We start from the raw sequence: 18,683 nt of genomic DNA on the forward strand, positions 1-18,683 counted from the left end.
ATATCCAACTTTTTCAAGATAGCCCTCCCAACTACCAGGAGCAAAGCAGTAGTCTTCTAACCATTTCTCAAAACCATCTCTCGTTTTAAAGGCCGCTAATTGTTGGGTATGAAAGGGCATGTCATAAGCATAGGCATAGGGAAAATTCCAAGGATGAGAGGCAAATGGCACTTCGACAACTGCATCCACTGCATATTCCGGAATGATCGTTAAATTGGGATGGCGTTGTATTTCCTCAGTACTTACAATTTCCTCGCAAGTAACGATAGTGTGTTTAGCAGCCCGAGCAAGATTTTCAGCATTCGAAGAAAATCCGAACATTTGAGCATTGCCTCGTTTATCAGCACGAGAGACGTGAACAATGGCTACATCAGGATTAACCGCTGGGATCAAGGCTACTTTTTCTCCGTTATAAGGGTCTTCTTCAACCTTTATCTTGTCGTTATACTTTAAAAGGTCTGATCCCATTAAGGATTTGGTCGGAATATAAGGCACATTGATAGCACCTGCTAAAAACCGTAGACCAATCGTATAATTCGAGTACTCTACCAGTTCAATTTCGTGGGGAATCTTTTGTTCAATCGCTCTACGAAAGTTATACCCTAATCCGGCAACTGCATAAGAACACCAGGCTAGTTCGGCCTTCTTGATCGCTCCGGCTCCGATTAACATATCTCCGCTTTCACAAGGGCTGTCTCCCACAAAGGTCAGATTTTTAATTCCTTGCCTGATTATTTCGTAGGTCTGAGCAACACACTGAGCTCCTCCCATACCACTAAATGAAATCATACTTCCATCGGGAACATAGGTTTTAATAGCATCGGTAAGCGTCATCCGTTTATCCGCTTTCTTTTTGTCCTTAGGGTTGAAATTAATCAACCATACCGCCTCCTTTTCTCTGATCTTTCTTAGAATTTGAATGGGTAATTCCGATAACGAATACTGAATTCGTTCCACAAAATTACCAGACACGTTAATCACGGGACCCTCGAATTGAGGACGAGTAGCACAATCCGATGTGCAACCACAAAAAATCAGAAGGATATCTTTTTGTTGCTCCTGCCAAGATACAAACTCCAAATCAGGTCCCAGTTTCTTGAGAGTCTCAATGACCTCTGGTCCTTCGATCAGTGGATTACAATGTCCGCAAAATTTAACACCGACTATAGTTTTCATAACATTTACAAGCTATATCCACCCGATAGGAGCCCGCCAGAATCGGTACTCCTTCATAAGAACAAGCTAGTAACCTATTTAATCCCCTCCTCATCCCTACACTACTTGTTTGGTTCTTATGAAATACTTTAGGAGCAAGAAGCATGCCACACCCTTGAAAGGCAGTTAGTCATCAAAAATCTCCCTATTCAGTACGTTTAAGGTCCCCGACCTGTCCTACTGAATTAAGCATTTATGGTGCGAAATGCTACAGTGTTGTCATTCGCTACGCTACATGCTATTTTGTATTTTCATCGCCTTTGGGTTTAATACCGGCAAGATTCATTGCACAGCGCTTCTTATGGTCTAAATTAGATAGCTTTGAGTACATTACTTTTTGCGCTTGGGGAGACCCAGCACCATGCATACTTTCGATCAATGCCGTGCCACCCGTCATATTTTCAAGTAGTCTGGCCATACGCATTCGATCTTCAGTCGGAACAGAGGCAACACCTTTAAAATATTTTTCCACATACATACCAATTTCAGGATTTTTTAGATCGGATTCTGATGGGAGTGTAGCAGTCAATCCTCCCCCAATATCTTGGGCAATTCGGTCAATATCATAAATGAGCCGAGTTACATTATGCTTGCCGACATTTGCCAGAAGCGGATCTACAAAATAGGACCCCGAAGCAGTTTGTTTCCCCTCAGCGGAACAAGCGATGGAACAAGCATAGAGGGTTTCTGCCAAGTGAATCATTTCGTTGATTTTATCTTTAATATGAGCAGCCTTCGCATAACCACTATAATCTGCCATAACAGCCGCAGCGCCGATCACGATATCGGAAACGCCGCCCTTACAGCCACCATAGTTTTGTCGGTGATAGCTGGCAAACCGTTCTACCAGCATGCCAGCAAAATCAGTTTCCCCACACATAAAGACCTTTTCCCAGGGCACAAAAACATTTTCCAAAACGGTAAGACATTCGCCGCCGACAATACCGAACTGAGCATTCCCTTGGTCTATTTCCCCTTCACATTTACGGTCATCGTTCGTCTGTCGCCCAAAGATGTGTAGGACTCCAGGAGCGTCAACTGGTATTGCACAGGATACGGCATAATCTTTATCTTCAGCGATCATGCCCATAGTAGGCATAATTAACATCTCATGTGAGTTTACCATGCCCGTCATATGGGCCTTTGCTCCCCTGACCACGATTCCTTGGTCATTTTTCTCCACAACATGTACAAACATATCAGGGTCCGCTTGCTGTCCAGGTCGCAGACTTCGGTCACCCTTGGGGTCAGTCATAGCTCCCGCAACCATGATATCGTTATCCTGCATGTATTGGATATAGCTTTTCATGCGTTCATGATAATTAGTGCCAAGTTTCAAATCCATTTCAAAAGTTGTAGAATATAAAGCGTTTATGGCATCAAACCCTACACATCGCTGGTAACATGTGCCTGTTTTTTGCGAGATCATTCGTAACATTTTTACTTTCTTGATTAAGTCTTCCTTGCTTTGATGAATATGAGTAAAGCGATTAATCTTCTTACCAGTAAGATGTGAAGTGGCGGTCACCAGGTCTTCTGTAGTTGGGTCATGAGCAAGCTCAAAGGTCATCGCTGCTGAGTTCACATGTCCACGAATAAAAGGATGGTCTATTACCTCTTCACTCTTCAAGAGTTGACCTTTAACATAAACCTTGATATTGCGTTTCCGCAAACTTTCGATATACTCTTTGCCTGTTTTCATAATCATTTCCCCTTTAAATGTTAGTTCTTGCAGATGAAATTCATTAAGTGCAAAACCTATGCCACAATCAAGAATTGCAGCACACTCCATAAAGTCCTGTATTCAGAGTGTTTTTACAGCCTAAGAACGACTTCTTCTATTTAATTAATTGCAGCGAATTGCTACAGTGTAGTCATTCGCTACGCTACGAATATTAAGTCATCAAAGAAAAATAGGTCCTCCCTTTCTGGAAAGACCTATGTTCTACAAAACTTCCATTACCTATATTTAATTGAAGATGTTCTGTTAAAAGAGCATCATTGTTGATTCAAGTCATATTTATCTAATTTTCGATAAAGTGTCGTTCGGGCAACACCAAGTTTATTAGCGATTCTAGTAATGTTGCCAGAATGTTCAGTCATTAAGTTGGAAATCAATTCTTTTTCCAGTTCTTCAAAAGAATTATGCGGAACAGGATTCTTTACATTTTGAGAAGTCGTAAATTCAGAGGGAAGAAAGTTTACTGACAACTTTGAACTTTGCGCAATATTCATGGACCTCTCTAGGATGTTATACAATTCTCGAATATTTCCCGGCCATTCATAAGCATTAAAACACTGTTGTACTTCATCTTCGATTCCATTAACATCTTTTTCTAATTGATGATTCATCTTTTTGATAAAATGTTCACATAAAAGAGGAATATCATCTTTATGCTCACGTAAAGGTAAAAGCTTAATCGAAATCACATTTAATCTATAATATAGATCTCTTCTGAAATTCCCTCGATCGACTTCCTTAATTAAATCCCTATTTGTTGCTGCAATTATTCGTACATTAACAGGGATTGAATCTTGTCCTCCAATTCTCATAATTGATTTGTTTTCGATGACTCTTAATAGAATAGTCTGTAGCTCAAGAGGCATTTCACCAATCTCATCTAAAAATATCGTTCCGCCCTCTGCCATTTCAAATTTACCCGGGTTGCCACCACGTTTTGCACCCGTAAAAGCTCCGTCTACATAGCCAAAGAGTTCACTGCTAATTAGTTCTCGAGGTATCGCACCACAATTTATGGCCACGAAGGGTCCATTTGAATTATGACTAGCATTATGAATGGCCTGAGCAAAAACATCTTTCCCTGTGCCGCTTTCACCTAATAGTAAGATATTTGAATGACTCCGAGCAGCATTTTCGGCTAACCTTACAGTCTTAAGAAACATTTCGTTTCTTCCAAGAATATCTTTAAACGTCAATTTTGCTTCTAATCCTGACATTCTTTGCACCAATTTTCGAGTTCTGTTAATTTCATTAAAGACTAAAACTGCTCCCTTCATTCCACTAGGAAGACCTTCGATTTTCCGTGAAGAAATAATGGCTTTTTTGACTTTCCCGTTACTAATAATATCTACTTCACGATCCGTAAGACCTGATAAGTCTTTCTTGTTCTCTATTAAAAAGGATGATTTAAGATGGTCTCTAAAATTTCTACCGATGATTTCGTCCTTGCTGCCTTCAAGCATTTTAATAGCACAGCTGTTTATATGAGTAATTATTCCAGCTTCATTAACTGCCATCATTCCTTCGGAGACTGACTCAACTATAGCATTCAGATAGCTGTTAGCTAAATTGTATTTTTCCCAAGCATACTTAGTCTCTAACTGCTTTTCAATCCCGTGTACCGAAGCAACTACCATACCTAGTGTATGAGAATGAGCCTTTTCAAAATCACCCGTCATATCCAAGATTCCCATAATATTTCCTTCTGTGTCATGAATCGGAGCCGCAGAACAAGTGGAATTGTGGGAACAGATACAAAAATGTTCATAACTAATGACCTGAACAGGCTGATTAAGTTTTAGAGCAAGGCCAATAGCATTTGTCCCTGCACTTTCTTCGCTCCAATCAGCTCCAATAATGAAGTTACCTTTAGAAATTGAACGAACAACTTCTTGATCACCAATAATTTTAAGAATAATACCTTTATTATCAATTAGTGTAACAGTAAACCCAGAACCAGCGACAAATTTATAAAGATTCTCCATTACTGGTAGGCTGACATCGATTAAGTCTCTATTCAAACTCTCATTATAGATAATTTCTTTCTCTGATTGAACACGATTAACCTTTTTCTGAAAAGGGCTTATTCCTTTCTTAACACTATTGTGCCAAGAATCAACAATGATTTGGCGAACTTCACTAGTTATCGATTGTCCTTCTACAAAGTTCTTCCACGAATCTTGTATTCTTGGATAAAAACTTTGTTTTTCTAACTTGCTTACTTCATCGTTTATCAAAGTGAATTTCTCCTTTCGAATAAGATTAATAGATCAAATTTAAAAGCCTATTTAGCTTAATTATTTGTATATTATGTACAAATTCGACATTGAACCAAATTTCCCTTCAAGATGGGATAACAAGTATTTGCCAAAGGATACCGGTGCTGTGACAATCCTTTCAATCTTTTTTAATTCCAGATCTTCGGACAGGGTAAACATAAACAGCAATTTAATATTTCCTGAGATACAAGCTGCCTTCCCCTTCAAGGCGATCGAGCTGTTCCAAAGTGTCTTGATTTACGTTATAGACGAAGACCTTGTCCATTATAGCGACTGCCACAAAATAATGTTTCCTTCTCAAGACGATGATTCCGTCATTTAAATTCTGATCTTACCATAAACCTACAAACAATAAGGGGGTGTGCTGAAACTTTGCAGTTTTGGCACCACCCTCTTTGTTTTTCGCGCTAGAGATTAATAAAATGAACGATAAAGAAAATATGGCAGCCCATCACACGCTGAAGGCTGCCATTTTTCTCATATTATGAGCAATGCAGTGTAGTCCCCATTCTAGTTTTACCTTCGTCAATCCTTTGAGTATAAATCGTCGGATACCAAAATTGCCTTTGATATTACCAAAGACACTTTCAACTTCAACGGGCCTCAGACTACGCATTTGTAAACCGTACTCACTCGTTAAGTTAACCCTCGCTTGGGCTTTTAGTTCTTTACCGCGTCTATTGATGTAAATCCGTTTGTTGAATTCAGGTTTATCCGTCTTCTTTATACAACGATCCCGATAGAGGCAATCCTTACAGCTTCTCTTTATAGCGCTTGGTTGATTTCCCCCAGACCCAGCTGTATTTGTTAGCGTTGGCTTCTATTTTAGTTCCATCTAAGAAGTAATTTTCTAATTTGATGTGCCCTTGCTTAATTATAGTTCGACCACTCCACTAAATACTTCAAGGATGATGTCTTTCATTCGCTCACCACGAAAGCTATTGATGGTTCTAAAGTCGGGTACATTGCCATAGCGTACTACACCCATAACATGGCAAATAACACCGTCCACCACTGTATTTTTGCCGACCACGGTAATCTCTTCTATACGAGATAAGCGTTCGTGTAAATATCGAATATTCATAATCTCACTCCTGGTGAATCAAACCTTCACCGTCTTCTTCATTACAAACCCCGGCATAGGCTCCTTCATCTTCCAAACAATGCCAATCGGTGCCGAGCCATAATGACTTTGAAAATCAGGCAATCCGAGACATCATTCTGTTGGTGTTCCTTGTGCTTAATGCTCAGTAAATATATAAATAGCCCAGTAATTCATCGAATTGCCGAGCAATCTTTTCGCCATTTTCATTCGTTTTAATGTCTCATAGAATCCTTCTCTTTTATCAATAAATAATACCAAAACAGTAATTTTATTTTCAACTATTTCATAAATAGCTCTATATTGTGTCCACGCCACTCCCCATGCAACATAATGCCGTGTTCTCTTGGAGAGTCTTCGAGTGCAGTAAGTTGCTCCAATAAATGTTTTCTCATCTTAATGGGGCAACTCGTAAATTCCATTTTTACCCTCGACTTTCCATACTATTCATGGGGCATTATGTTTTCATTAGAGTTATCTGGACTAAAAGCTGAATACGGGCTAGTGTAACTGCTTCTTGACGTTATTGTTTTCCGTCAATCTTGCATGCTACGGCTTGATTACTCGTACCCTCGGAAAGGATATCCGGATACTGTTTCTCATGCCGCCTTAACCAAATATTAGCATATGAACACGTGGCCGTAGTTTTTAACCCGTATTTCATTACAACTGTCTTAACTGCTCTCGATATTGCCTTAATTCGTCTTCATCAAAATCATCAAGAGTGTCTTGCAGCACTTTAAGCATCTTCGGTCTATCCTCAGGGATTTTACCAATTATGGGGGTAGCCATTGACACATGATTAGCCAAGACTTTGGTGTTTGTTTCCAGATGTTCGATGAAGTATTTCATTTCTTGAACTCGTTCGAATTCGGTGGCTTCAACAAATTCACCTTTGAGTTTTTGTTCATATAAGTCGGTACCGGGTATTAGGACCAAGGAAGTTATCCCTATACTTTCTGGCTTAAGTTTATTAAAAAGTTTAACAGTTTCAAAGGCGCTAATTATCCCTTTACCATGACCTGCTAAGCCATTCAAATAAATTGCATGGTACGCAATTCCTGCTTCCTCTAGTCGTTTGCATTGTACGACAGCTTCGTCAGCGGTATTTCCTTTATGAACTTGAGTTAACGTTTCATTATGACCGGTTTCAATCCCGATATACAAGTGATTGATACCCAAAGAACGTAGTACCTTGAGTTCTTCTGTCGTTTTAGCTTTAATATTGGTTATCCGAGCATACATGGAAATAGTTTCACAACACGGCAGGTATTCTTTGATTCTTTTGGCGATTATTTTAAGTTGTTCGAAGCTTAACACAAAGGGGTCACCACCGACAAGGTAGACCCTTTCCGCATTAGGACGCAAGGAGCGAAGCTCTCTGAGATCTTCCTCTATTTGTTCTATAGGCTCAATGCGAAATGGGACATCCTTATACATGCTGCAAAATGTACAGTGGTTATGTGAACATCCGACAGTGACTTGTAATAGTAAGGTTTTGGCTTCACCGGGAGGTCTATAAATAGTACCTGTATAATGCATTTTAAATACTCTCCTTTAAGACGCAATCAACTTCAGAAATTTAAAAGCGAATTGTGGATAAAAAATCGCCCCACACTTCCATAGTGTAGGGGATAGCTTTTTCTGATTCGACAGGCACCGATGCTCCTTGGGCCCCATATGGGGAGCAGACCCTTCCCTCGATCAGTAGTCTCATTCATTTAGCACTTTAACTTCGTCTTCCGTCATACCTGTTGCTTTAGCTACCTTTGAAATCTCCATTCCCATGGCCAAAAGATTCTTCGCAACTTCTTCCTTTCCTTCTGTCCTTCCTTCTACCTGTCCCTTCTGGATTGCTTCCCTCAAGCGGAGTTCTGCTTCTCTGACGGCCGCCTTCTCATCTAAAACTGCCTTGCGTCTCGCAAAGTACGCTTCTCTCACCATTGGATCATCACTTGATTTCTCCCACGCAGCTATGGCCTGGTGCAAAACGGGATCTTGCATTGCAATCTCCTCCAGTGTTTTTTAACACTTCATGGTACCCTGATTAGAGTCGGTCCTTAAGTTCTATAGCCATATTATACCATAGGCATTAAGGCCTTTAAACTAGTAATTAGATTTGTTAACCTCGATTGGTATCAGCCCGTGCATAATTCTGTAATACCCTGCCAGCAACTGTTTCTTTTAACAATATTTGAGGCTTTATGTATGCAGTTCACTTCTGGTATCGCAAGGTAAAACAAGCACCCCAAGTTCTATAAAGAAACCTGGGGCGCTAAATGAATTTTTTGTTAAGTTAACCGATTAACGCTTCGATCTGTATCTTAATTTCTTTAGCTAGGTCCACGAATTTCGGACTTAAATCAAAGAGGCTTTGACCGGTGAGATCGGCCTGCACTGCCATAGCGTCATAGGGTAGATATCCTAAGATCGGAATAAAGTTCATTTCCCGTTGAATCTCTTCGATCTGGCCGGGGTGAACTTTATTGATAACGGCATATACTTGGCTAACTCCAATGTCTTTGGCAAGTTTAGCGACTGCATGCGCTGTCTCAAAACTCCGTTTGCCCGGTTCCACGACGACGATAAAAGCATCCACCCCTCTCGCCGTTCCACGCCCGAAATGTTCCAAACCCGCCTCCATGTCCACTATGACAGTTTCGTTTCGTTCTAAGACCATATGCTCTAACAAACTGCGCAATAAAGTGCTCTCAGGGCAGGCACAACCGGAGCCTCCCAAGGTTACTGAACCCATGCGCAAAAGTTTGATGCCGTTATGCTTAGCCACATACGTGTCGGGAATATCGTCCACGTAGGGATTGATACTAAACATGGCCCCGATTGACCCCGGTTCTGCACCGGTGCGCTCCTTAATTAACTTCGCCTCCTTAGAAATAGGAGTAAGCTTAGCGAGTAACTCTGGAGGAAATCCCAGCGCAGTCCCCAAGTTAGCATCCGGATCAGCGTCCACCGCAAGGACCTGCTGCCCATCTTGGGCATATAAATGGCATAGAAGCGAGGCCAAGGTGGTTTTACCCACCCCACCTTTACCAGAAACAGCGATTTTTAGACTTTTATTTGTCACGCTCATGTCGTTGTTTTCCTTCCTAATATTAGTGACTTATTAATGACTTTTAAAAAAAAATTTTCTATTTTTAAAATTCAAGATCGGGGCTCTGCAACCCTAAAGCTGTTCGCTTCTTAATAATTCGTTGAATTAATAAATGAGCTGCTTTGATGGGGTCTTCCTCATAAATCAACTTGCCCCCGAACAACTCATCCGTCGTTACAGCAAATTCTCCTTTATCACCCGTTAAAGCATTCTCGACAAACGGTGAACCACTGATCGGAGCATTGAGACCGATATGAACGTCGACTCCTTGGGCTATAAAGAACGTGCCAATAGACAAAGCTTTGGGACTCTGAGGTTCTGGGCTCGAGCCAGCAACCGGCAAATCCCGTACCCCGACTCCTACGCGATTGGCTAGGGCCACTAACAAATCATCAATTCGGGAGTTATCGACGCAACTTCCCATATGCCATGCCGGAGGCAACGAAGTGAGCCCATTCGCCTCACCAATTGTTTTCAGCACGTTGGCGAGCTTAGGGCCGCAATACTCGATGCCCTCCGGAGACAGAAGACCGTTTTTACCTAGAGAGTGTGCCGAGCAGCCCGTTGCTACGATCAAAACATTATGTTTTAAAAGTTCTTTGGCTACTTCAGTATTAGCCCAATCTTGCTTTAATCGCGGATTAGTACACCCGACAATGGCCACCACACCTAAGATATCCCCGTCTGTGAGCGCTTGGATAAAGGGTTGGAGAGGATCTTCCCGATTGATCTTCGAAAGTACTTCTATGATTTGTTCCACGGAAAATCCAGCATACGCTTCAACAGTTCCTTCTGGTATGTGTAGCTTAACCATATCGCGTTCGGAATATCGGCCTAAGGCTTTGCGAACAATTTCTTCGCCCATTTGATCAGCCTTAGCCGGAGTAAACTCAACGTGGCTAGATCCCTCGATCTTAATCATAGGCAAGGTGGAAATCAATTCCGTGTGATAACATTCGGCAACTTTTTGCAAGCCCGGCATGATACATTGAGCATCGACAACCATTGCCTCTAACGCCCCAGTCACAATCGCCAATTCTTGGCTAGAAAAATTGGTTGCCACGGAAACCCCTTGCCTCATTAGTAACTCATTGGCACTGCAGCAGATCCCGATGACATTAATTCCTTGGGCACCTAAAGCTTTTGCCTCCCCGTTTAGTTTTCGGCTCCATTCCACTACTTTTTCCGAAACCATCGGAATATGGCCATGCACCGCAATATTCACATAATCCGCTTTGATGACTCCCATATTATATTGAGCCTTGACTAACTTCGGTGTGCCAAACAGAACGTCTGAAAGATCGGTGGAGAGGTGTAGCCCATCATACCCTTCCACAAGAGCCATCGTCATAATTCCGAGGAGGAGGTTGAGTGGATCACTATCACATCCCATGGCAGCCTTATTAATGGCATTGGCAATTTCCAAGTGAGCATTGCGAGGTAGAATGTTTAATTTTTCCCAAGCTTCAACGGACTTGGGATGGGCACGTAAACTTAACCAGTTGGCTACCCCGGTTTGTTTCTGAAAATCTTGCAAAGCTATCAGCGCGACTTCCGCTGCCACTTCGTTTGAACTCTTGCCGTCAACAGTTAAGCCCAAGCCTTGGGCGATTTTCCCTAACTTATCTTTACCTTTAATTTCGTAGGGCGCTTTGCCTTCAGCAACTTCCAAAAGGGTTTGTGCCACTTCGCGGGCGTGTTCGACATGGGGTGTCGCCCCATCGACGATGAGTGTTAGCAAGTTGCGAGCGACGATCTGATCCGCCGTTGCACCGCAGACCCCTCGCTTCGCCCCTTTTTCACCAAAACTAATCCGGCAAGGGCCCATCATGCAACGACGACAACAAACCCCAGCTAAGCCAAACTTACAGCGTGGTTCTTGTTGTATAGCTCGATCAAAGGCTGTCTCTATCCCTTCATCCTTCGCTTTCAAGAGAAGTTCCTGTACTCCCTGATCTATTGTCAGATCTGTTGTCAAAAAGGTCTTGATCATATTATAAATTCCTCCTTAAATTGATCGATTACTTTCATGACTGAACTCAACAGTTCAACTATTCTGATTATAGAAGAATAAAAATAAGAAAACCGTCAGAATGCTGATGGTTTTCTTATTTTTAACAGACAATTCGTTAGTTTTAGTCTTCTTCCATACTCTCTTGCAAGGCTTGAATATCCCTTAGGATAAATGATTTGCGATTCAGTGTCAGGATTTCTGCTTTCTGCCAACCATTGAGGAATGTAGAGACAGTTTGACGGGATGTTCCCACTGCAGAAGCTATTTCATCGAAGGTCAAGCCTAAATTCACTAGGGTACCGTGTTCATTAGTCTGTCCTTTTTCCCTAGCGGCTTGTATCAAAAAATTTGCTAAACGTTTACCGACATCGCGAAAAACGAGATTTTCAATGATTCCTAGAGTGTTTCCCAAGCTTTCACCTAAGACTTTGACCATGCTGATCAAGATCACCGGATCTTGTAGCATAAGGCTTCGAAAGACTTTAATGTCGATGGTCCAGACGATGGTGTCTTCCATCGCATCTGCAAAAGTACCCGAATGGCTACTATAAACATCCCCCGGTTCTAAAAAGGCGACCGTAAACTCTTTACCATTGGGATAACTGAGATAGATTCTAACCTTACCCTTAAGGAGAATTAGTATAAAATCCTCTTGCTTTTCCGGGGTAAAAATACACTCTCTTTTTCGGAATGAACGTTCGTGGGCCGATCGATTTAGGGTAAGTAAATGCTGTTCGCTCAAGGCCTTAAGCAGGGGTATTTTAAGCAATTCATCAAGATCAATTTGAGATAACTTAGGTTTCATCGTTACCCCCCCATTTCATACCCTCAAAGTTAGATAGAGCATATGTTATTGCACAGAGATTGTCAACGACCAATCTTTTTTTGAATTCCTCCATTATGAAATGCTCGGTAGGTATCGAAAACTCTTGCAAGATTATCTACTGAACTGGCCTCACTAAGTATTTTAACAGCCTTACATTGATCATCTGCCGGGTTCCCTTCCCAACATTCCTTCCATGATTGATAAGTTGGTGTCAGACACCTGATCACATGTTCGTTAACTTACTCTCCTAGTTTTTCAGTTTTGGATAAGAATTTTTCGAAAGCTTCATTGATATCAATATTCATGCGTTCCGCCAAAATAATCAGCCACCATATGCATTCGCCAAGCTTATGCTCTAGTTCAGATACGGTTTCCCCACTTGTTGGCCAACGCCCCTGCTGAGCCATTGTCAGACGACCCACTAATCCTGCATCTGTCAAAAAAGCTAACGCATCTTCTTCTACTGTCCATTCTGTTTCATGGTACTTCTTTTCTAACTGGTGGTACAGTTTTCTTATTTGAACGGAACGTTCAACAGCTTCACTAAAGTTCATATTCTTCATCTTCTTCCTATATAAATTTTTTCTAACCGCTGAAATTGAAAGTGTATTTACAATGCTTTTTCGCATTGCTGCTGCGCTTCAACAAGAATATCAACAGCATTTGTAACTTTGGCGGCAAGTTGAAAATACATTTCCTTATAATCTGGCACGCGAAATACACCCCTCTGCACAATTAGTGTTATATAACTAATTATGACACATAATATTCATTAGTGCTATATCACTAACAAAACTTTTTCTTCTTCTGTATGCTTTAATTAGTGATAACTCACTAGGAGGTGTATTCATGGATACGAAACAAGCAGTAGTGTATAGAATTGTTGAACTTTGCAAAGAACGGAATATAACGCCCAATGCTTTGAGCTATCGTGCCGCCGTACCACAATCGACTATAAAAAGCATCCTAAATGATGAGAGCCTGAACCCTGGTATTGTAACCATTAAAAAGTTGTGTGATGGTTTAGAAATCTCACTGTCGGACTTTTTTAATACGGATGTCTTTAGCAATTTAGAACAAGAACTCACATGAATCACCGATATTACGCTGCATCTCCCCGAAATCTTTAACCGTAAATGCTTCAACAAGCAGAGTGACAACCTCATAAAAGCCTGTCCGAGAAACGAATACGTATTCGTTTCTCGGACAGGCTTTGCGTATGTATAAAATCAAAAAAAGCGGGTCGCAAAAAAATAACCTCCGGACAAGCAAAAGCATAGCCTATACGGACAAGCCGAAATTCAAGCGGCGCATGCCGTCACAACAAGCAGAGTACTAAGGTTGACTTTCACGACCGTCGCATGTTAATGAAGCAAACGAATATCTTCTTTCAACAAACCAGTTATTTCAGCTATTTCATCAATACTCATGCCTTTAAGCAGTAGCTTCTTGGCAGTTGCCTTTTTTTCCTCAACGCGGCCCTCGTCTTTTGCTTCTTCTTCCAACGCTCGTAAAACTTTGCTCATTCTTAACACCTCCAATATCTTTCGTGTATATTCTCGATCAATAAAGTTATCAGAGATAGCAATCACACAACCATTCAGAAATATCTTTTGATTTTCATCAAGGATCAAGCCAGCCAATTATGACAGAAGGCCGTTATCATCATATTTATCAAGTATAATAGGAGAAGAAGTATTCATCGTATTTACCGAGGTACTATAGTAGAACAATTCCATTACGCCTTGTAGCATTGCCAGTCTATCATTTACATCAGTAATATTATGTCTTGCAAAATTTTTAACTAAGTAAACTAATTCTCCTATAGTATCCTGCGCAAATAAAAGTTGAATTTTCCTGTCATCAATTAAATCCATTATTTTGGTGCATACATTATTGTCTTCTGAAGAAAACCATGCTTTTATAAAAATATTAGTATCCAACACGGCCTTAAGTTTACTTCTCATATCTCTTTGAACCTAAGGTTTTCCTTATTTCAGAATCACTTAAGCCCTTTTCTTTGATAGCTTTCTTAGCTATATTTCTAATACTATTCATACATCCCAATTTTTTAGGTTCAATAGCTGCTGCATTATTCATACTATCAGCACCTTCTTTAAGATTATCATTATTCAAATTTGAATTCATTATTGTCTTTTAAGGTAAGAATTGGCAAAAACGAGGAAGTTATACTATATGACTTTCCAAAATATTTACCTATCGCAATAGTTTTTGAGCTAATATTTTCATTGCCTTTATTTATTGGGTTATCATTAACACACCCTACCAATAAAAGAAATACTGCTAAGATTCCAAAAATTAATAATAATTGTTTTTTCATTTTCACCTTTACCTTCACCTCTATCGACTGAATAGAAATTATATTTATTTCATAATTTCCTACGAATGCGTCATAGCCTAGAAACGTTAAAAAACAAGCTGTGAAAGATTCTAGCTCAAAACAGTCTGGATTCCACAGAAGCCAAACACTCTGTCCCATTATTTTTAGGCGAATTTACTAACTTTGAAACCTCATATGCCATCATTAGATCTGACGGATATGGTATTAACAAGCTCTTTAGAAAAGAGCTATCTGTAACACCCTGATCCAACCAAACGTGCTCAACTTCTCTCGGGAGAATGACTGGCATGCGATGATGTATGGGGGCCATAAGATCATTGGGGGTAGTTGTGATAATGCTACATGAATTTATAATATCGCCGGTTGGTTGCTTCCACGTGTCCCAAAGACCAGCAAATCCGAATAGTTCTTTGTTCTTTAGAGTTATCCGGTGGGGTCGTTTGCCAGAGCCTTCTTTCTTCCACTCATAAAATCCATCAGCCACTACGAGACAACGCTTTCGTTGAAGGCAATGCTTAAAACTAGGCTTTTCGTCCAAAGTTTCTGCCCTGGCGTTTATCAATTTATTGCCGATCGAAGAATCTTTGGCCCAAAACGGTATTAGACCCCACCTAAACATATCTAAATGATTGGACCCATCATTAATTATGACAGGGACATCTTGAGTCGGGGCTACGTTGTAGCTAGGTTTTAAGCTTATTGGTTCAGTATTAAATCGTTCTCTTATATCCTCAATATCGATAATTGTAAAGCGACCGCACATGCTCTAAACTCCTAACAATTAGTATTAGGGTGCTTTTTTAGAAAGGCCAATTTTATGGCTTTCTTTATACTGTCAGAAAGTATAACTTCGTTGCATACTGCAAGAAGGCTAATACGTGCGAAGACAGTGTCTTCGTCTGTAGCATAAGTGCAACCATCGGTTTCGCCATCGCCAAGGCTCGGTGAAACCGGGTTTTCTTTAGATATTCAGACCGACTTTTATATCCTGTCATTACCGACCCTGGCGAGGCGAACCAGAGATCAAACTAATCAACATTAAGTATACTGCTGTCATTCAAATCCTATCTCCATTAAGGATAAGACCGTCTGATAAATTTTCGGAAGTAATTCGGTTTATTATCTTTAAGACTGTGGCATCTAGACCAGATGTTTCTCTATTTAGTCGTGTAGATGAGATCCAGAAACTAGGTATCCTACTCCGATTCTTCTTCAGATATGAGTGAATAATTTGCGCTTCATCGATATCATTCTGTGTTAATCTGACTATGCCACTATTCTCTGTCATAAATATATCCCTGATTATCTGATTTAGGCTCTGCCTTAATTCAGAAATATCAGCCGTTACTAAATTAATCACTTTTCGATAAAGAATCTTGTTCCCTTTGATTAGGAACAATTTAACAAGCTCAGCATTAATATATTCAACTGCTAAGACATTCCGATTTTTACTTGAGGATTGAACTAATCGCTGCTTTCCAATGACATGTCGAAGTCCTAAAAGATAGGCACTATATTGGGCTGCTTTTTCAAAATTAAGATTTTTAATAGCTGTATCCATCTTTTCAGAAAGTTCCTGAACTGCGATTCTATCATTCCCGTTCAAAAGTTGCCGGATCTCTTCAATATAAACCTTGTATTCATCAGGACTTACCCGCCCAGTACAAACTCCCAAACAAGTACCTAATTGCAAGAACAGACAACCATCAGTCCTCTTAACCAGTCTTGGAGTAGAACATTTTCGTATAGGATAGAACTCCTTCAAATATTGTAATACTGTCTCAACCCGCCCAAGACTGGTAAAAGGACCGAAATACAATGCGTCATCATCTATTTTTTCAGTTACTATCGTAACTTTAGGGTAGTGTTCAGCCATTATTTTAAGATAACAATACTTTTTATCATTCTTCATCTGCTTATTATATCGAGGTTTTATTTCCTTGATCAGGCGACATTCTTCAATAAATGCATCCAATTCCGTATCTGTAACTATATATTTTAATGTATGAATATGGCGTATCATTTCAACGACTTTTGGAGTCCTGTCCTTCTGATTATTAAAATATTGGGACACCCTGTTTTTTAGATTTTTCGCCTTACCAACATAGATAATATTTCCAAGTGAGTCGATCATCATATAAACACCGGGTTTCTCTGGTAGTTGCCTTGGTTCATAATTAATAGTCATTTGCTACTCCATACGCTTTAGTCTTGTGCTAAGAGTATTATATCATACGTTTATTTCGGCTCATCACTTAAAAAGTCCCTGTTACCTAGACTTTACCTCGGCGGGTTCTTGCTTAGGTCGAAATGTAGGCGGTGGGAGGGATTTAGGCTACAGGCTACAATAGATTAGACATCATCGGAAATTCCTCATCGTCCATTGTTCCCCCAGTGCTGAAGCGCACTCCGCTATTCAAAAATGATGATCTAAACACCGAGCCATTCCCATACCTCTGACGTATTGAATCTACTGCCCGGTCAACAGTTCTCTGCTTCTCGTAATCTTTCTCAAAAAGAGCTAACTGATAAAAGTTATTTTGACATAACTCAGAGACCCGAACTCCCAGATGTCGAACAGGTTCACCTTTCCAAAGCTCATCAAACAGCTCACAAGCAATCTCGTGTATTGCGTTTGTACAATCGATCGCAGAGAAGATCTTCCTCTGGTGCGAACAATTATAAAACTCATTAGTTCTTAATGAGACAGATACTAACCTAGCACAATAACCAGCTTGTCTTAACCTAGCGGCAACTGTTTCCGTCAATGACAACAAGACCAAATGTGCGGTCCTTCTATCCTCAACGTCGAAAGCGATAGTAGTTGAGTTTCCAATTCCCTTAATCAGAGGTCGGCGATTTTCTCTCACTGGGTTGCCTTCAATTCCGTTTGCGTAATTCCAGACCAACATACCATGGCTCATTAAAAATAGCTTAATAAGCTTAGGATCATAATTAGCCAGATCGCCAATCGTATTAATGCCTCTACTCCGTAGCTTCTTCGCAGTAGCACGTCCAACCATAAACAACTCTTCAATAGGAAGAACCCACATTTTCTCTGCAATCTCGTCAGGGAAGATTGTGTGAACCTTATCAGGCTTCTTTAGCTCGGATGCCATCTTAGCCAGGATTTTGTTTGTGCTAATACCGATATTAACCGTAAACCCTAGTTCGTTTTTAATTTGATCTTTGATTTTGTAGGCTGCTTCCACCGGATCATTATATAGTCGTTCCATGTTCGAGAAATCCATAAAATACTCATCTATTGAATATTGCTCAATCAAAGGTGAATACTCACGGAGAATATCTCCAAATGCTTTAGAGCATTGCATATATAAAGAGTAGTTGGGGCGGGCAACAATCAAATCAGGACACTTTGCTATAGCAGTGTGGATGGTTTCCCCCGTTTGAATATTAAATTTCTTGGCAGGAATTGATTTCGTTAATACGATTCCATGACGAGTCACAGGATCACCACCAACCACAGATGGTACAGTTCTTAAGTCAAGCGGATCACCATGCTGAAGCCTGTGAACCGCCTCCCATGACAAATACGCAGAATTCACATCGATATGAAATATAATTCGTTGGCCCATATTCTTCATCCTTTTACGTAGAACGTTTGTATTTATTATATGAAAACATATGTTCTGTGTAAAGGGAATGGCTTGACCAAATAATGGCACAGTGTTAGATGCCGCAATGGGCAAGCTAATAAACCACTGCGTAAATACCCAACAGTTCGTGTGATTGTGCGATTACATAGATCTCCAGCACTGGGGCAAAATATCTCCAGGATTTAAATGTAGAGGAGATTAGTAGCTGGTTGTTCAAACATGATCGTCATGCCTAATCACTACCCTTTTCTTCTGGTCTAGTATTTTTCAGCAAAATAACCGGGCTTTCTTCTTTAGAATAATCGTATTCTCCTTGCTGCTGAGCTTCAACAAGAATATCAACAGCATTTGCAACTTTGGCGGCAAGTTGAAAATACATTTCCTTATAATCTGGCACGCGAAATACACCCCTCTG

At 40.4% G+C, this 18,683-nt stretch carries 19 protein-coding genes and 1 pseudogene; 1 reads left to right on the plus strand and 19 read right to left on the minus strand.

Annotated elements, in window-relative coordinates; translation table 11 throughout:
• The 11 genes and pseudogenes from UF75_RS07040 to UF75_RS07095 all read right to left on the minus strand — a co-directional run.
• The coding region (locus tag UF75_RS07040) for a CoA transferase subunit A (RefSeq protein WP_197079341.1) at positions 1 to 1,176 on the minus strand (1,176 nt) is incomplete at its 3' end.
• Between the two features lie 277 nt (positions 1,177 to 1,453).
• Entirely contained in the window at positions 1,454 to 2,917 is a 1,464-nt protein-coding gene (locus tag UF75_RS07045; RefSeq protein WP_082075058.1) for a 4-hydroxyphenylacetate 3-hydroxylase family protein, read from the minus strand.
• Positions 2,918 to 3,213: 296 nt separating this feature from the next.
• Positions 3,214 to 5,193: a sigma-54-dependent Fis family transcriptional regulator gene (locus UF75_RS07050; RefSeq protein WP_242860151.1), complete on the minus strand. Its 1,980-nt coding sequence runs from the start codon at positions 5,191 to 5,193 to the stop codon at positions 3,214 to 3,216.
• 493 nt (positions 5,194 to 5,686) lie between these two features.
• Positions 5,687 to 6,004, minus strand: a complete 318-nt coding sequence (locus UF75_RS29925; protein WP_348983034.1) for a transposase — start codon at positions 6,002 to 6,004, stop codon at positions 5,687 to 5,689.
• A pseudogene (locus UF75_RS29930) lies at positions 5,991 to 6,196 on the minus strand (IS1182 family transposase); the annotation flags it as partial. The gene UF75_RS29925 and the pseudogene UF75_RS29930, both read right to left, overlap by 14 nt.
• An 804-nt stretch (positions 6,197 to 7,000) precedes the next feature.
• Positions 7,001 to 7,879, minus strand: a complete 879-nt coding sequence (locus UF75_RS07065) for a radical SAM protein (RefSeq protein ID WP_045573904.1) — start codon at positions 7,877 to 7,879, stop codon at positions 7,001 to 7,003.
• Positions 7,880 to 8,050: 171 nt separating this feature from the next.
• Positions 8,051 to 8,356, minus strand: coding sequence for an Rpn family recombination-promoting nuclease/putative transposase (locus UF75_RS07070; protein WP_082075055.1), 306 nt, complete (start codon positions 8,354 to 8,356; stop codon positions 8,051 to 8,053).
• Between the two features lie 277 nt (positions 8,357 to 8,633).
• Positions 8,634 to 9,422, minus strand: a complete 789-nt coding sequence (locus UF75_RS07075; RefSeq protein ID WP_156146305.1) for a carbon monoxide dehydrogenase accessory protein CooC — start codon at positions 9,420 to 9,422, stop codon at positions 8,634 to 8,636.
• A gap of 70 nt (positions 9,423 to 9,492) precedes the next feature.
• Complete coding sequence (gene cooS, locus UF75_RS07080) at positions 9,493 to 11,442, minus strand: anaerobic carbon-monoxide dehydrogenase catalytic subunit (protein ID WP_045573906.1); 1,950 nt, start codon at positions 11,440 to 11,442, stop codon at positions 9,493 to 9,495.
• A gap of 142 nt (positions 11,443 to 11,584) precedes the next feature.
• On the minus strand, positions 11,585 to 12,268 hold the full coding sequence (locus UF75_RS07085) for a Crp/Fnr family transcriptional regulator (RefSeq protein ID WP_242860152.1): 684 nt from the start codon (positions 12,266 to 12,268) through the stop codon (positions 11,585 to 11,587).
• A 260-nt stretch (positions 12,269 to 12,528) separates the two neighbouring features.
• Entirely contained in the window at positions 12,529 to 12,918 is a 390-nt protein-coding gene (locus tag UF75_RS07095; protein ID WP_242860153.1) for a MazG-like protein, read from the minus strand.
• A gap of 220 nt (positions 12,919 to 13,138) precedes the next feature.
• On the opposite strand from UF75_RS07095, the gene UF75_RS07100 reads away from it, so the two are divergent.
• Positions 13,139 to 13,381: a helix-turn-helix transcriptional regulator gene (locus UF75_RS07100; RefSeq protein ID WP_045573909.1), complete on the plus strand. Its 243-nt coding sequence runs from the start codon at positions 13,139 to 13,141 to the stop codon at positions 13,379 to 13,381.
• Positions 13,382 to 13,653: 272 nt separating this feature from the next.
• Here the strand turns inward: UF75_RS07100 and UF75_RS28080 are convergent, their stop codons facing one another.
• The 8 genes from UF75_RS28080 to UF75_RS28970 all read right to left on the minus strand — a co-directional run bounded on the left by UF75_RS28080 (position 13,654) and on the right by UF75_RS28970 (position 18,665).
• Entirely contained in the window at positions 13,654 to 13,815 is a 162-nt protein-coding gene (locus UF75_RS28080; protein ID WP_156146292.1) for a hypothetical protein, read from the minus strand.
• Between the two features lie 117 nt (positions 13,816 to 13,932).
• Entirely contained in the window at positions 13,933 to 14,256 is a 324-nt protein-coding gene (locus UF75_RS07105; RefSeq protein WP_156146294.1) for a PIN domain-containing protein, read from the minus strand.
• A complete protein-coding gene (locus UF75_RS28085; protein WP_197079342.1) occupies positions 14,246 to 14,425 on the minus strand; it encodes a hypothetical protein in 180 nt (59 codons plus the stop codon). Before UF75_RS28085 ends, UF75_RS07105 begins: the two co-directional genes overlap by 11 nt.
• Positions 14,418 to 14,636 (minus strand): hypothetical protein, encoded by a 219-nt coding sequence (locus tag UF75_RS07110; RefSeq protein WP_045573910.1) that lies wholly within the window; start codon positions 14,634 to 14,636, stop codon positions 14,418 to 14,420. Before UF75_RS07110 ends, UF75_RS28085 begins: the two co-directional genes overlap by 8 nt.
• Positions 14,637 to 14,745: 109 nt before the next feature.
• On the minus strand, positions 14,746 to 15,414 hold the full coding sequence (locus tag UF75_RS07115) for an SOS response-associated peptidase (protein WP_045573911.1): 669 nt from the start codon (positions 15,412 to 15,414) through the stop codon (positions 14,746 to 14,748).
• Positions 15,415 to 15,708: 294 nt separating this feature from the next.
• A complete protein-coding gene (locus UF75_RS07120; RefSeq protein ID WP_045573912.1) occupies positions 15,709 to 16,839 on the minus strand; it encodes a GIY-YIG nuclease family protein in 1,131 nt (376 codons plus the stop codon).
• 154 nt (positions 16,840 to 16,993) lie between these two features.
• Positions 16,994 to 18,247 (minus strand): DNA polymerase IV, encoded by a 1,254-nt coding sequence (locus UF75_RS07125; protein ID WP_045573913.1) that lies wholly within the window; start codon positions 18,245 to 18,247, stop codon positions 16,994 to 16,996.
• 253 nt (positions 18,248 to 18,500) lie between these two features.
• Positions 18,501 to 18,665 (minus strand): hypothetical protein, encoded by a 165-nt coding sequence (locus UF75_RS28970; protein WP_197079343.1) that lies wholly within the window; start codon positions 18,663 to 18,665, stop codon positions 18,501 to 18,503.
• Positions 18,666 to 18,683 lie beyond the last annotated feature (18 nt).

It is taken from the genome of Desulfosporosinus sp. I2, from assembly GCF_000960765.1.
Classification (GTDB): domain Bacteria; phylum Bacillota; class Desulfitobacteriia; order Desulfitobacteriales; family Desulfitobacteriaceae; genus Desulfosporosinus.